Source organism: Kitasatospora sp. NPDC001261, from assembly GCF_042896795.1.
Lineage (GTDB): Bacteria > Actinomycetota > Actinomycetes > Streptomycetales > Streptomycetaceae > Kitasatospora.
On sequence record NZ_JBIAXP010000052.1, the window covers coordinates 1 to 14,961 of the forward strand.

Genomic DNA, 14,961 nt, shown 5'->3' on the forward strand with positions numbered 1-14,961 from the left:
CCTCACACCCCCCCCCCCCTGCTGTTTGCCCATAAAAAAAAACACCCCCCCCCCGCCCCCCCCACCCCCGGAGCCGCCCCCGGCCCCCCACCCTCCCGAGAGCCCACACCCCCACCCCAAACCCCCACAATGGACCCATGTCGGGAGCCGAACCCACCATCACCGTCCCCACCTGGCTGACGCACAGCGTCACCGCCACCCAAGGCGAAGCCGCCCACCCCTGGCTCGCCACCCTCCCCGCCAGGACCGCCGCCCACCTCGCCGCCTGGAACCTCACCCTGGAACGGGTCCTCGACCCCGGCGGCAGCCTCAGCCTCGTCGCGTACGTCCACCGCGACGACCTCTCCCCCGCCGTCCTCAAGATCGGCTTCCCCACCCCCGAGACCGTCCACGAGCACACCGCCCTGGCCCACTGGGCCGGCCGCGGAGCCGTCCTCCTGCTCGACTCCGCCCCCGCCGAGGGCGTCCTGCTGCTCGAACGCCTCCACGGCGGGATCCCGCTGCGCTCCCTCGCCGAGCCCAAGGCCATGCTGGAGGCCACCAGCCTGCTGCACCGCCTCTGGACGGAGCTCCCCGAGGGCCACCCGTTCCCCGGGCTCTCCCAGCGGGTCGACGCCGCCGCCCGTCTCGCGGAACTCCCCCACCCCGTCGCCGCCGAGGCGCGGCCGCTGATCGCCGAGGCCCTGGACACCGCACGGGGCCTGGCCGGCTCCGCCGACGAGTCCTTCCTCCTGCACGGCGACTTCCACCACGGCAACGTCCTGGCCGCCGACCGCGCCCCCTGGCTGGCCGTCGACCCGCGCCCGCTGGCCGGCGAACGCGCCTACGACCTGGCCCGGCTGGCGCTGGACCGCGCCGACACCCTGTTCGGTTCCCCCGGCGCCCCCGCCGCCGTCCGCCGCCGCCTGGGCCGGCTCTCCGAAGCCCTCGAGGTCGACCAGGACCGCCTCCGCGGCTGGACCCTCTTCCGCGCCGTCGACCTCGCGCTCCGCGCCCTCACCGCGGACCGCCGCGAGGACGCCGAGCTCTACCTCGAGTTCGCCGACACCCTCTGACCCACCGGACCCGCCAACTCCCCCCGCCCCGACGGCAGTTACCCCCCGGCCCCCCGCAGGGGCAACGGCGCCCCCATCACCGCGTACAGCCGGTCCGTCGCCGGGAACCGCACCGCCCGCGCCAGGTCCCGGTACCCCAGCGCCCGGTAGAGCCGCCGTGCCGGCGTCTCCGCGTCGATCGCCGAGAGGATGCTCCGCTCCAGCCCCGATCCCTCGCACAGCGTCCGGATGATCCGCGAACCGACCCCCTGCCCCTGGAACTCCGGCAGCACGTGCAGTTCGGTGACGGCGAAGACCCCGTCCAGCCAGTCCCCGTACCCGCGGGCGGCCAGGTAGGGCTCGATCACCGTGCTCCACCAGTGCTCCCGCTGGTTGGGCATCCCGTACCCGAACCCGACCAGCCGCCCCCCGCTCATCGCCCCGAGCGCGATCACCCCCGGCTGCTGGGCGTGCCGCCCCACGATGTGCAGCCGTACCGCGACCTCCTCGGGCGTCAGCCCGAACGCCACCGCCTGGACCTCCAGCGCCTGCGGCGCCCAGTCCGCGAGGTCGATGGCCCCGATCGTCACCCCGGTCAGCTGATCCATGCTCCGGACGTTACTACCAGCGGCCCCGCGGCGCGGCCGAAGATCCCAACAGCGCCCCGCGCGGCCCGAACGGGCCGCTCAGAACAGCACGCTCATGAACGCCCCGACCTCCTGGAACCCCACCCGCCGGTACGCGGCCCGGGCCCGCAGGTTGAAGTCGTTGACGTACAGCGACACCACCGGCGCCACCTCCCGCAACGCGACCTCCAGGACCGCCGCCATCCCCGTCTCGGAGAGCCCCCGCCCCCGGTGCTCCGGAGCGACCCAGACCCCCTGGATCTGGCAGGCCCCCTCCGTCACCGCCCCGATCTCCGCCTTGAAGACGACCTGCCCGTCCTCGCCGAACCGCGCGAACGACCGTCCGGTGGACACGAGTTCGGCCACCCGGGCCTGGTAGAGGAGCCCTCCGTCCCCCGCCAGCGGCGACACCCCCACCTCCTCGGTGAACATCGCCACGCAGGCCGGCATCAGGGTCTCGACCTCGTTGCGCCGCACCCTCCGCACCAGCGGGTCCGGCGCGATCTCCGCCGACGGCACCGAGGTCGCCATCAGCGGCTGGTGCGCCCGTACGTCCCGGGGCGGGCCCCAACTGCGCTCCAGCAGTGCCCAGAAGGCCGCCGTGGCCGCCGCCGGCCCGACGATCGAGGAGCAGCGCCGCCCCTGGCGGCGGGCCCGTTCCGCGAACGCCGCGACCGCTTCCGGCCCGGCGTCGACCAGGACCAGGTTCGCCCCGGCGTAGCAGAGCGCGCCCAGCACGCCGTCCCCGTCGTACCAGCCCCACATCTCCCCGCCGAGCCGCCACGGGTCCAGCCCGACGGCCTCGACCCTGGTCGCGACGAAGGCGTTGGCCACCGGGTCGCGATGGAGGATCTCCAGGGCCTCCGGCAGGTCCGGCGGCTCCAGCACGCGGGTGGTGGCCAGGGCCCGGGCGGCCTGGAAGGAGCTCGGGAGCATCACACCGCGATCGAGCATCGGGACAGCACCTCACTGAGACGACTCTGGCCGCACCCTACTCCGTGGCCCCACCCGGCTACGGCCGCGGGGCCGTCCGCGAACGGACGGCCCCGCTTCCGGAAAACACCGCGCGGACGCTCCCGCACGGTCAGGACAACCTACGGCTGTCGGAATCACGCTGCGCGGGGGCCGCTCCCCCCGCGGCCCTTCACTCCCCGGCGACCACGGTCGGCGCCCCCGCCTCGACACCCGCCGCCTGCATCTGCTCGGCGAGCTTGAGGGCCTCCTCGATCAGGGTCTCGACGATCTTCGACTCCGGAACGGTCTTGATGACCTCGCCCTTGACGAAGATCTGGCCCTTGCCGTTGCCGGAGGCGACCCCGAGGTCGGCCTCCCGGGCCTCGCCCGGGCCGTTCACGACGCAGCCCATGACGGCCACCCGCAGCGGCACCTCCATGCCCTCCAGCCCGGCGGTGACCTCCTCCGCGAGCTTGTAGACGTCCACCTGGGCGCGCCCGCAGGAGGGGCAGGAGACGATCTCCAGGCCGCGCTCGCGCAGCCCGAGCGACTCCAGGATCTGGTTGCCGACCTTGATCTCCTCGGCCGGCGGGGCGGAGAGCGAGACCCGGATGGTGTCGCCGATGCCCTCGGCCAGCAGCGCGCCGAAGGCGACCGCCGACTTGATGGTGCCCTGGAAGGCCGGCCCGGCCTCGGTCACGCCGAGGTGCAGCGGGTAGTCGCACGCGGCGGCGAGCTGACGGTAGGCGTTGATCATCACGACCGGGTCGTTGTGCTTGACCGAGATCTTGATGTCGCGGAAGTCGTGCTCCTCGAACAGCGAGCACTCCCACAGCGCCGACTCGACCAGCGCCTCCGGGGTGGCCCGGCCGTACTTCTCCAGCAGGCGCTTGTCCAGCGAGCCGGCGTTGACGCCGATCCGGATCGGCACGCCCGCGTCCTTGGCGGCCTTGGCGATCTCGCCGACCTTGTCGTCGAACTGCTTGATGTTGCCCGGGTTCACGCGCACCGCGGCGCAGCCGGCGTCGATCGCCGCGAAGACGTACTTGGGCTGGAAGTGGATGTCCGCGATGACCGGGATCTGCGACTTCTTGGCGATGATCGGCAGCGCGTCGGCGTCGTCCTGCGTGGGCACGGCGACCCGGACGATCTGGCAGCCGGACGCGGTGAGCTGGGCGATCTGCTGCAGCGTGGCGTTGATGTCGGAGGTGACCGTGGTGGTCATCGACTGCACCGAGACCGGGGCGTCGCCGCCGACCGGCACGTTGCCGACCATGATCTGCCGGGAGTAGCGGCGCTTGGCCAGCGGCTTGAGCGGCAGGGACGGAATACCGAGCGAGATCGCGGTCATGTGCGCAGGGTTCCCCGGGGTTGAGGTGTGGTCGACCGCCCGGCCGTGACACGGCCGAGGCCGGGCGCGCTGACGATCGCGCACCCGGCCTCCACGGTACGGCACCGCAACGGCGCCCAGCACACCCGTGGTACCCGAACGCCCTAACTGATCTTCACCGGGTTCACCAGGTCGGCGACCATCACCAGGAGCGTGAAGCCGATGAAGATGCTGGCCACCACGTACGCCACCGGCATCAGCCTGGCGACGTCGAACGGGCCCGGGTCGGGCCGCCTGAACAGCTGTGCGAAGCGGCGCCGGACCGCCTCCCAGGCCGCGCCGGCGATGTGCCCGCCGTCCAGCGGGAGCAGCGGCAGCATGTTGAAGAGGAAGAGCGACAGGTTGATGCCGGCCAGCAGGTTCACGAAGAACGCGATCCGCTGGGTGGCGGGCAGGTCGAGCGAGAAGACCTCGCCGCTGACCCGGGCCGCGCCGACCATGCCGACCGGGGAGTCCGGGTCGCGCGGGGCGTCGCCGACGACGGCGTTCCACAGCCCGGGGATCTTGCCCGGCAGGGCGGCCAGCGACTTCACCCCGTTCTCGGCCATGTCGTACATCCGGTCCACCGACTGCCCGAAGCCGAGCTGGACGGTTTCGCTCTTCGGGGTGAACCCGAGGAACCCGGCCTGCACGGTCTGGCCCTTCAGCGGCACGCCCTTGCCGTCGTACTTCTGCACGTCGTTGACGGCGATGGTGGGCGTGAAGGTGAGCCGCTCGCCACCGCGCTCCACGACGATCGCCACCTGCTTGCCGGCCGACTTCCGGATGTCCGCCTGGAGCTGGTCGTAGTCGCGGATCCGGTCGCCATCGAAGGAGAGCACCTTGTCGCCCTGGCGCAGCCCCACCTCGTTGGCCGGGGTCTTGGGCGCGTCGGCGGGGCAGGTGTCGGTGGGCTGGCCGGCCTTGACCACGCACTGGGCGACCGAGCCGATGGTCGGCACCGTCATCGAGACGCCGAAGCCCATCATGACGGTCAGGAAGAGCCCGAACGCCAGGACCAGGTTCATGAACGGCCCGGCGAACATCACGATCATGCGCTTCCACGGCTTGCGGGTGTAGAAGAGCCGGCTCTCGTCACCCTCCTGGAGCTCCTCGTAGGAGGCCTCGCGGGCGTCCTCGATCATGGTGCGCCAGGGCGAACTGCTGCGCTTGGTGATCCGGCCGTCCTCGCCCGGCGGGAACATCCCGATCATCCGGATGTACCCGCCGAACGGGATCGCCTTGATGCCGTACTCGGTCTCGCCCTTCCGGCGCGACCAGAGGGTCGGGCCGAAGCCGACCATGTACTGGGGCACCCGGATGCCGAACAGCTTGGCCGTGGAGAGGTGGCCGAGTTCGTGCCAGGCGATCGAGACGAGCAGCCCGATGACGAAGACCAGGATGCCGACCACCGTCAAAACCGTTGCCACCGCTGGTCCTCCGTCATGCCGCTCCGCTCATCGTCTCGTCCTACCGCAATCGGGGTCGTCGGTCGACCGTCAGCCGGCCGCCAGCTCGCGGGCCCGGGCGCGCGCCCAGTCCTCCGCGTGCAGGACGTCCTCGACCGTCAGGGAAGTTCCCGCCGCCGGAGCGCCGTCCCGCTGACCGTGCTCGGCCACGACCTTGGCAACAGTGTCCACGATTCCGGTGAAAGCGAGGCGGCCCTTCAGGAACGCCTCCACACACTCCTCGTTGGCCGCGTTGAACACCGCCGGGTTGGTACCGCCCAGGGTGCCCACCTCACGGGCCAGCTCGACCGCCGGGAAGGCCTCGTCGTCCAGCGGGAAGAACTCCCAGGTGGCGGCCCTGGTCCAGTCGCAGGCGGGGGCCGCGTCCGGCACCCGGTCCGGCCAGCCCAGGCCCAGCGCGATCGGCATCCGCATGTCCGGCGGGCTGGCCTGCGCCAGGGTCGAACCGTCGGTGAACTCCACCATCGAATGCACCACCGACTGCGGGTGGACCACGACCTCGATCCGGTCGAACGGCACGTCGTACAGCAGGTGCGCCTCGATCACCTCCAGGCCCTTGTTCACCAGGGTGGCCGAGTTGATCGTGACGACCGGGCCCATCGCCCAGGTCGGGTGCGCCAGCGCGTCCTGCGGGGTCACCCCGGCCAGCTGCTCACGGGTGCGGTTGCGGAACGGGCCGCCGCTCGCCGTGACCACCAGCTTGCGCACCTCGGCCCGGGTACCGCCGGCCAGCGCCTGGAACAGCGCCGCGTGCTCGGAGTCCACCGGCACGATCTGGCCCGGCCTCGCCACCGCCTTCACCAGCGGACCGCCGACGATCAGCGACTCCTTGTTGGCCAGCACCAGCACCCGGCCCGCCTTCAGCGCGGCCAGCGTCGGCCGCAGGCCGATCGACCCCGTGATGCCGTTCAGCACCGAGTGGCACTCCAGGGCGGCCAGCTCGGTCGCCGCGTCCGGGCCCGCCAGCACGGTCGGCAGCGCACCGCCCGCCGCCTTCGCGGCCAGCGCCTCGCGCAGCGCCGGAACGGCCGCCGGATCGGCCACCGCCACGGTGTGCACGCCCAGCCGCACCGCCTGCTCGGCCAGCAGCTCCACCCGACCGCCCGCCGCCGACAGGGCGACCACCCGGAAACGGTCCGGGTTGCGGAGCACCACGTCGATGGCCTGGGTGCCGATCGACCCGGTGGAACCCAGGATCACCAGCTCCCGGGGGCCGGAGGGGTCCGCCACGGTGGGCGTGAAACGCAGCTGCGGGTGGGCGAGCGAAGTCATGCGCCCATTGTGTCCTGTTCGCGGCACTCCCCAGGACGACTTCCGACCCTTCGGACTACCGTCGGACCATGCGTACCGTCATCGCCGGGGGCCACGGACAGATCGCGCTCCACCTGGAACGGCTGCTCGCCGCCCGCGGCGAACGCCCCGCCGGGATCATCCGCCGCCCCGAACAGGCCCAGGACCTCGTCGACGCCGGCGCCGAGCCGCTGCTGCTCGACCTGGAGGCCGCCACCGCCACCCGGCTCGCCGCACTGCTCACCGGCGCCGACGCGGTGGTCTTCGCCGCCGGCGCCGGACCGGGCAGCGGCGCCGCCCGCAAGAACACCGTCGACCGGGACGCCGCCGTGCTGCTCGCCGACGCCGCCGAACTCGCCGGGGTCCGCCGGTACCTGATGGTCTCGGCGATGGCCGCCGACGCCGAGGCCCGCTTCCCCGCCGACGAGGTCTTCGAGACCTACCTGCGGGCCAAGGGCGCCGCCGACGACGCCGTCCGGGCCCGCACCGCGCTGGACTGGACGGTGCTGCGCCCCGGACGGCTCACCGACGGCCCCGGCACCGGCCTGGTCCGGCTCGCCCCCTCCGTCGACCGCGGCGCGGTGGACCGGGCCGACGTCGCCGCCGTCCTGGCCGCCCTGCTGCGCGAACCGGGCACCGCCGGGCTGACCCTGGAGCTGGTCGCCGGGAACGCCACCGTCGAGGAGGCGGTCGCGGCCGCCGCCGGACACGACGGCTGAGCCCGCGCCGGGGCGCGAACGCGAAGAGGGCCCGGTTCGGCGAACCGGGCCCTCCCGCCTACGACGACACCGCGTCGGCCAGGGGCCTCAGCGGCCCCGGCGATCTCAGAGGTCTCAGAGGTCTCAGAGGTCGAGACCGGTCAGGACCATGACCTTCTCGACGGTGTAGTCGTCCATCGCGTACTTGACGCCCTCACGGCCGACACCGGAGTCCTTGACGCCGCCGTACGGCATCTGGTCGGCACGGTAGGACGGCGCGTCGCCGATGATCACACCGCCGACCTCCAGCTCCCGGTGGGCGCGGAAGGCGGTCTGCAGGTCGTGGGTGAACACGCCCGCCTGGAGACCGAACGCCGAGTCGTTGACGGCCGCGAAGGCCTCGTCCACGCCGTCCACCCTGTGCAGCGACAGCACCGGGCCGAACACCTCGGCCTTGGCCAGGATCGCGTCACCGGGCAGGTCGGCCAGCACGGTCGGGGCGTAGGTCGCACCCTCACGGGTACCGCCGGTGAGCACCTTGGCGCCCTTGGCGACCGCGTCCTCGACCCAGGACTCGACGCGCTTCGCGGCGTTCTCGTCGATCAGCGGGCCGACGTCGGTCGCGTCGTCGGCCGGGTCACCGGTGACCTGCGCCCTGACCTTGGCGACGACCTTCTCCGCCAGCGCGTCGTACACCGAGGCGTCGGCGATCACCCGCTGCACCGAGATGCAGGACTGGCCGCCCTGGTAGTTCGCGAACATCGCGATCCGGGTGGCCGCCCAGTCCAGGTCGGCCTCCGAGGACCAGTCGGCGAGCACCACGGCCGCGGCGTTGCCGCCGAGCTCCAGGGTGCAGTGCTTGCGCGGCACCGAGTCCATGATCTGGTAGCCGACCTTGTCCGAACCGGTGAACGAGATCACCGGCAGGCGCTCGTCCTGCACCAGGGCCGGCATCCGGTCGTTCGGCACGGTCAGGATCGACCAGGAGCCGACCGGCAGGTCGGTCTCGGCCAGGATCTCGCCCAGCACCATCGCCGACAGCGGGGTCGACGGAGCCGGCTTCAGGATGATCGGGGCGCCGACCGCGATCGCCGGGGCGACCTTGTGGGCGACCAGGTTCAGCGGGAAGTTGAACGGGGCGATCCCCAGCACCACACCGCGCGGGAAACGGCGCACCACCGCGAAACGGCCCACGCCGCCCGGGTCGGTGTCCAGCCGCATGGTCTCGCCGTTGGTGCGGCGCGCCTCCTCGGCGGCCCAGCGGAAGACCGACACCGCGCGGCCGATCTCACCGCGGGCCCACTTGATCGGCTTGCCGTTCTCGGCGCTGACCAGCTGGGCGAGCTCCTCGGTGCGCTCGGTCAGCCGCTTGGCCACGTGGTCCAGGGCGGCGGCACGCTGGTGCGCCGGGGTGGCGGCGAACACCGGCAGCGCGGCCACGGCGGCGTCCAGCGCCTCCTCGACCTGCGCCTCGGTCGGGATGCTCACCTTGCCGACCAGACGGCCGTCCCAGCTGTTGTGCACCTCGAAGTCGGCGTCACCGCTCGCCCGGCGGCCGGCGAGCCAGAAATCGTACGTGGTGGTCACCGTGGTACCGGCCCTCTCCTCGTCTGTCCTACGGCCCACGGACGTGGGACCCGGTTTTGAGGGTAGGCGCGGCGGCGCGCCGACCGGATTGGCCGACTAGGAGCGTTCGCCCCCGGGGCCACTCCACCGCGTCCTACCGGCGCCCCGCGGGCCGCCGGAACCCCACACCCCGCCGGCGCCTCACTCCTCGCCGGAGCGCAGCGCCAGCCACAGCTCCATCCGCACGTCCGTGTCGTCCAGCGACCGGCCCAACAGCTCCTCGACCCGGCGCATCCGGTAGCGCAGCGTGTGCCGGTGCACACCCAGGTCCGCCGCCGCCGCGTCCCACTGGCCGTGCCGCGACAGCCACGCCCGCAACGAGGCCACCAGATCCCCGCGGGCCGTCCGGTCGTGCTCCCGCAACGGCCGCAGCAGCCCCTCCGCGAAGGCCGTCACCGCGTCCTCGCCGAGCAGCGGCAGCAGCGACCCCGCGCCGACCTCCTCGTGGTCCACCGACCGGCGGCCACCGCGCAGCGCCACCGCCAGCGCCCGCTCCGCCTGCGCGTTCGCCGTCCCCGCCTCCTCCAGCGCGGCCGGCGCCGAGACGCCCAGCGACAGGCCCTCGTGCTCCTCCACCGCGCCCAGACAGGCCCGGTGCACCGCGCCGTTGTCCAGCGCCAGCACCATCAGCCGCGGCCCGTGCGCACCGTCCTCCCGCGCCACCAGCAGCTTCTCGCCCACCCGGGCACCCGCCTGCTCGGCCCGGTCGCCCAGCTCCCCGAGCGCCTCCGCGGCATCCGCGTTGGCCGGACCGGCCCCGGCCACCAGCACCCGTATCGTCCCCTCCGGCAGCCCCCCGAACAGCCCCACCGCCACCTGGCGGGCCGTCGCCACCTCACCGGCCAGCACCATCCGCAGCAGCGCCGCGCCCATCCGCTCCTCGGCCTGCCGCAGTTCCCGCGAACGCTCCAGGGTGAGGGTCAGCAGCGCCACCGCCGCGTTCAGCACGTACCGCTCGGTCGGCGTGATCCGGTCCTCGGTCCCGACCGCCAGGAAACCCCGGGCCCGCCGGTCCGCCCCCAGCGACTGGACCACCACGTAGTCCTCGTCCGCCGTGTCTATCCCCGGCGCGCGCCCCTGCAACGCCGCACTCGACGGCGCCGGACGCCGACGCAGCCGGTCCACCTCCGCCGCCAACCGCCCCGCCCGGCGCGCCGCCCAGTCCGGCGCCACCACCGACAGCGCACCCGACCCGTCGTACAGCGCCGCCCAGCCACCCAGCCGGGCCGCCAGCCGGCGCACCACCGCCGTCGTGCCGTCCTTGCCCAGCGCCGCCCGGGTCAGCTCCTCCTGCGCCTCGAAGCTGGTCGTCACCGCCTCGTACTGCTCCGCGGCCAGCGCCGCCGACACCACCTTGCTGATCGCGATGAACGGCGTCGGCTCCGGCACCCGCAGCAACGGCAGCCCGCGCTGCGCCGCCGCGTCCACCAGCGGCTGCGGCACCTCCGTGTGCGACAACCCCACCCCGAGCCCCAGCCCGACCACCCCCGCGTCGGCCAGCCGGTGCACGTACGCCTGCAACTGCGCCGCCGTACGGCCCAGCTTGATACCGGTGGTGAGCAGCAGCTCACCACCCTCCAGGAACGGCGTCGGGTCGTCCAGCTCACTGGTGTGCACCCAGCGGACCGGCCGCTCCAGGTGATCCGCACCGGCGAGGACCGTCAGATGGAGCGACGTGTTGCGGACGACGGAGGCGAGTGTGGGGGGCATGGCACCTTCGAAGGATCGACCTGACCGCGCCGTTGCGGCCGGGCGAGGAGAGGGACGTGGGACTGGTGAGGGTCTCTCCCCTTCATTATGGACGCCCCGGACAACCCGCACTGCCGAATCCACCTCGAAGGCGACTTCCCCCGCCGCCCGCCCTCAGCCCCTGAGGTCCACCAGCAGCGGCGGAACCTGCTCCCCCGACACCGCCGTCAACGACACCACCGCATGCCCCGCCGGCAACGCGTGCGCCAGATCCGACGGCGACCACCGCAACCGCTCCACGTCCCGCGTCGTCACCGACTCCGTCTGCGCCGTCGTCCCCGACAACGCCTTCCGCCCGACCCGGCCCGCCCGCCGTATCACCCCACCGGAGGTGTCGGGGGTGTGGGTGACCTCCGTCTCGTGGACGACGTGCGTACCCCACGCCTCCGAGAAGAACTTCCCGTCCCAGGGAGCGATACCGGGGAAGACCATCCGACAGCCCACCGCCCCGAACAAGGGGGTCCTCAGCGATTCCGGCAGATCCATCAGGGTGCGGAGCAGCAGCACCGCGCCCGCATTGGCTCCCCGCATCCGCTGGAGGCCGCGAACGGTGTTCGCATCCAGTGCGGCGGACGCATCGTCCACCACAAGTCCGGCGAACAGAGAGCGGTCCTCGCGGCCGGCTGCCGCCACGACGAACTGTCCCACCACGAGACGGGAGAGGATCCGGGACGCCTCCGGGTGGCTCCGCTCGGGCAGCTTCACCCGAACCCGGAGAGGGTGGTCGAGCGCACGCATGGCGAAGGGAAGACGGCCTGTGCCGTCCGTGGCGAAGGCTCCTTCGAACGCCGGCCGGTCGAGCAGTGCCAAGCGGTCCGCAAGAAGGACCCCCGGGTCATCGGCGCGCTCCTGATGCCGCTGCCGGTACTCGAGGTCCCGCTCATAGACCGACAACCGACCCGTTGTCCGAAGAGCCTTGACGAGCGGTTCCATAACGCCCGGCTCCCCGGAGAGAAGCGCCCGCAGTTCCCGGACCCCCGGGTAGCGCCCGTAGGCGGTGCTGAACGGTCCAACCACCTGTTGAAGGGTCGTCCGGGCGCTCTCCGCGCGCGCGATCAGTTCGTCCGGCAGCAACGCGTCCGCGAGTCTGGCGGCTGCCTCGTCGGGATCCTGCGTCGCTCCGTAGAGGTCCAACCCGTAGACCGAACCCGGCTCGCCCGGGGCGATCACCACGTCGTACCAGTTGTCCGGGCCGAGGTCCGCGTCCGCTGCGCCGACCACTACGACGCATGCTGTCCCAGCCAATGTCTGGAGGCACAGGGCCTCCGTGACGGGACGGGCGAGTCGAGCCGTCTTGCCGGTTCCGGCGGGGCCGACAGCCAGCAGCGACGTCCCCAGGACGGTCGGGTCCAAGGCGAATCCGGTCGACCGGTGGCCGTGCGGGTTCTTCACCACGTCCTGCGTCGTGCCGAGCCGCACCTGTTGCAGCAGCAGGTCGTGCCAGGCCTTCCTGGTCGCCAGGTCCCGGGCCTCCGAGGGATGCGCAAAAGCCGCAGCACCGCGTGCGAGCACCTGGTCGACGAATGCAGGGAGGAAGACGGCATCGGCCTGGGCGGACTCCCACGCCCGCTGGATCCGGACGTAGTCGACGTCCCCGGCCTTCGAGTGGTCCAGTTTCTCGGCCGCTGCCGACGCTCCGCCAGATCGCTGGGCGAACCACGGGTCGGCGGCGGGCAACGGCTCAGCGCCGCCAGCAGGCCTGGTCGGGGCGGGCCCCTCGTGGGTGATCGCCCGAGCAAGGACCGGAGCGACGTTCCTCCGCCACCCGGAACGTGTGAGGAACCGGCGGCCGACCTCGCGCCACCGGCCGGTACGCCAGAACACCGCGGCCGCGCAACCGATGGTGACCAGGTTGATGAGGACCTGGACGGTGTTGAACTGCTCCGGCGACGTCCCGGCGAACCCTCCGAGGAGTCCCACCACCCACACGAGCACGAACGTACCGATGTAGTAGGTCGCGACAGTGGCGACAAGGTTCAGGACGGCACGCCACAGCAGCTGCCCGGTCGGAACCTTCGCCTCCTCCGCCTCGGTGGGATCGGTCCACTTGTAGCCCTGCCGGAAAATCCCGGGAGCTGCCTCCGGCCGAGGAATCGCCACCCACACCGGAAGGTCGAAGGCCCCGTCCGAGCCCGCCGCGGGCCGTTGGTGGGGCAGGGGGGTCGGGGGTCTGGTGGTGGTGCGCTCGCCGTGGTGGTGTGCCCCGTCCTGTGCCATGTACGGTCCCGTTCCCTCGCCCGCCCGCCCGGCCCGACCGCCGTCGGTGCCGCCATACCCATGCCGCCGTACCGGCGACACGCCCGCGCTCAGGGTAGTGGAGCGCGGCCTGCGGGTAGTCGCGCCACCCGCGCTGGCCGTGCCGGACAAGTCGGACGGCGCACTACTACCGAGTGGCGCGTGCCGGGGTGGGGAGGGCGGCCGTAGCCTGCGAAGCACCGAGCCGAGAAGTCTGGAGATACCCCATGAGCGCCGCAACGCCGCTCCCGCAGGAGCGCCGCCTGGTCACCGCGATCCCCGGTCCGAAGTCGCAGGAGCTGCACGCCCGCAAGCTGGGTGCGGTGGCGGCCGGTGTCGGCACCACCCTGCCGGTGTACGTGTCCCGTGCCAACGGCGGCGTGCTGGAGGACGTGGACGGCAACTCGCTGATCGACTTCGGTTCCGGCATCGCCGTGACCAATGTCGGCAACAGCGCCGAGGCCGTGGTGGCCCGGACGACCGAGCAGCTGGCCAGCTTCACGCACACCTGTTTCATGGTGACCCCGTACGAGGGTTACGTGGCCGTCGCCGAGCAGCTGAACGAGCTGACCCCGGGTGACCACGAGAAGCGCACCGCGCTGTTCAACTCGGGCTCCGAGGCCGTCGAGAACGCGGTGAAGATCGCCCGCGCCTACACCAAGCGCCAGGCCATCGTGGTGTTCGACCACGGCTACCACGGCCGCACCAACCTGACGCTGGCGCTGACGGCGAAGAACATGCCGTACAAGCAGGGCTTCGGTCCGTTCGCCCCCGAGGTCTACCGGGTGCCGGTCGCCTACCCGTACCGCTGGCTGACGGGTGCGGAGAACGCCGCCGCCGAGGCCGCCGCCCAGGCGATCGACACCATCAACAAGCAGATCGGTGCCGAGAACGTCGCCGCGATCATCATCGAGCCGATCCAGGGCGAGGGCGGCTTCATCGAGCCGGCCAAGGGCTTCCTGCCGGCGATCGTGGAGTTCGCGAAGGCGAACGGCATCGTGTTCGTCGCGGACGAGATCCAGACCGGCTTCTGCCGCACCGGCCAGTGGTTCGCGTGCGAGGACGAGGGCATCGTCCCGGACCTGATCACCACCGCCAAGGGCATCGCCGGCGGTCTGCCGCTGTCCGCGCTGACCGGCCGCGCCGAGATCATGGACGCCGCGCAGACCGGTGGTCTGGGTGGCACCTACGGCGGCAACCCGGTGGCGTGTGCCGCCGCGCTGGGTGCCATCGAGACCATGAAGGAGCAGGACCTCAACGGCAAGGCGCAGCGGATCGGCGAGATCATGCTGGGCCGCCTGCGGGCCATGCAGGAGAAGTACGAGATCATCGGCGAGGTCCGCGGCCGCGGCGCGATGATCGCCGTCGAGCTGGTGAAGCCGGGTGGCAAGGAGCCGAACGCGGAGGTCACCGCGGCCATCGCCAAGGCGTGCCACGCGGAGGGCCTGGTCGTGCTGACCGCCGGCACCTACGGCAACGTGCTGCGCTTCCTGCCGCCGCTGGTCATGCCGGAGCACCTGCTGAACGAGGGCCTGGACATCCTGGAGGGCGCGTTCGCCGCTCTCTGAGCGGTGTCGCCCGCCAGGTCGTGAACCCCCTTCCGGAGGGTTGTCCGGACAGCGCTGAACGGCCCGTGGGGACCTCTGGTCCGCACGGGCCGTTCGGTTGTCCGGGCGCGTCGCGCGGGCGGCCGGGGCATGATCGACGGGGCGCCTCCGAGGTTGCCCCGCGCAGGGTGAAGATGGTGTGCGGAATCGCTGAAGGCGCTCGGCGCGGAAGGGCTGTTGACGTAGTGTCATCGCAGATGGACAGCGAGCCTCAGCCATGGGCGCGGCCGTCCGCGGGGCCCCCTCCGGGGCCGGTTCCGCGGGTGCCGGACGAGGACGACCAGCCCGGCCCGGGAGGGCCGGC

11 protein-coding genes are annotated in these 14,961 nt (G+C 72.5%); 3 read left to right on the plus strand and 8 right to left on the minus strand.

Annotated features, from left to right (window positions below; genetic code table 11):
* Positions 1–137 precede the first annotated feature (137 nt).
* On the plus strand, positions 138–1,055 hold the full coding sequence (locus ACFY4B_RS41595) for an aminoglycoside phosphotransferase family protein (RefSeq protein ID WP_387976809.1): 918 nt from the start codon (positions 138–140) through the stop codon (positions 1,053–1,055).
* Between the two features lie 38 nt (positions 1,056–1,093).
* On the opposite strand, the gene ACFY4B_RS41600 is transcribed toward ACFY4B_RS41595, so the two are convergent.
* From ACFY4B_RS41600 to dxr, 5 genes are all read right to left on the minus strand, one after another.
* Entirely contained in the window at positions 1,094–1,642 is a 549-nt protein-coding gene (locus ACFY4B_RS41600) for a GNAT family N-acetyltransferase (RefSeq protein ID WP_049651295.1), read from the minus strand.
* 78 nt (positions 1,643–1,720) lie between these two features.
* Positions 1,721–2,596, minus strand: a complete 876-nt coding sequence (locus ACFY4B_RS41605) for a GNAT family N-acetyltransferase (protein ID WP_049651309.1) — start codon at positions 2,594–2,596, stop codon at positions 1,721–1,723.
* 208 nt (positions 2,597–2,804) lie between these two features.
* On the minus strand, positions 2,805–3,965 hold the full coding sequence (gene ispG / locus ACFY4B_RS41610; protein ID WP_049651296.1) for a flavodoxin-dependent (E)-4-hydroxy-3-methylbut-2-enyl-diphosphate synthase: 1,161 nt from the start codon (positions 3,963–3,965) through the stop codon (positions 2,805–2,807).
* Positions 3,966–4,108: 143 nt separating this feature from the next.
* Complete coding sequence (locus tag ACFY4B_RS41615) at positions 4,109–5,413, minus strand: RIP metalloprotease (protein ID WP_049651297.1); 1,305 nt, start codon at positions 5,411–5,413, stop codon at positions 4,109–4,111.
* Positions 5,414–5,482: 69 nt separating this feature from the next.
* Complete coding sequence (gene dxr / locus ACFY4B_RS41620) at positions 5,483–6,724, minus strand: 1-deoxy-D-xylulose-5-phosphate reductoisomerase (RefSeq protein ID WP_387976812.1); 1,242 nt, start codon at positions 6,722–6,724, stop codon at positions 5,483–5,485.
* Positions 6,725–6,792: 68 nt separating this feature from the next.
* On the opposite strand from dxr, the gene ACFY4B_RS41625 reads away from it, so the two are divergent.
* Positions 6,793–7,461: an NAD(P)H-binding protein gene (locus ACFY4B_RS41625; RefSeq protein WP_049651299.1), complete on the plus strand. Its 669-nt coding sequence runs from the start codon at positions 6,793–6,795 to the stop codon at positions 7,459–7,461.
* 123 nt (positions 7,462–7,584) lie between these two features.
* Here ACFY4B_RS41625 and ACFY4B_RS41630 read toward each other — a convergent pair whose 3' ends face one another.
* The 3 genes from ACFY4B_RS41630 to ACFY4B_RS41640 all read right to left on the minus strand — a co-directional run bounded on the left by ACFY4B_RS41630 (position 7,585) and on the right by ACFY4B_RS41640 (position 13,032).
* Positions 7,585–9,027, minus strand: coding sequence for an aldehyde dehydrogenase family protein (locus ACFY4B_RS41630; protein WP_049651300.1), 1,443 nt, complete (start codon positions 9,025–9,027; stop codon positions 7,585–7,587).
* Positions 9,028–9,207: 180 nt separating this feature from the next.
* Entirely contained in the window at positions 9,208–10,776 is a 1,569-nt protein-coding gene (locus tag ACFY4B_RS41635) for a PucR family transcriptional regulator (protein ID WP_049651301.1), read from the minus strand.
* 153 nt (positions 10,777–10,929) lie between these two features.
* On the minus strand, positions 10,930–13,032 hold the full coding sequence (locus ACFY4B_RS41640; protein WP_387830916.1) for an ATP-binding protein: 2,103 nt from the start codon (positions 13,030–13,032) through the stop codon (positions 10,930–10,932).
* Between the two features lie 245 nt (positions 13,033–13,277).
* Here ACFY4B_RS41640 and gabT point away from each other — a divergent pair, with 245 nt between their 5' ends.
* Positions 13,278–14,618, plus strand: coding sequence for a 4-aminobutyrate--2-oxoglutarate transaminase (gabT, locus tag ACFY4B_RS41645; protein WP_049651302.1), 1,341 nt, complete (start codon positions 13,278–13,280; stop codon positions 14,616–14,618).
* The last annotated feature ends 343 nt before the right edge of the window (positions 14,619–14,961 follow it).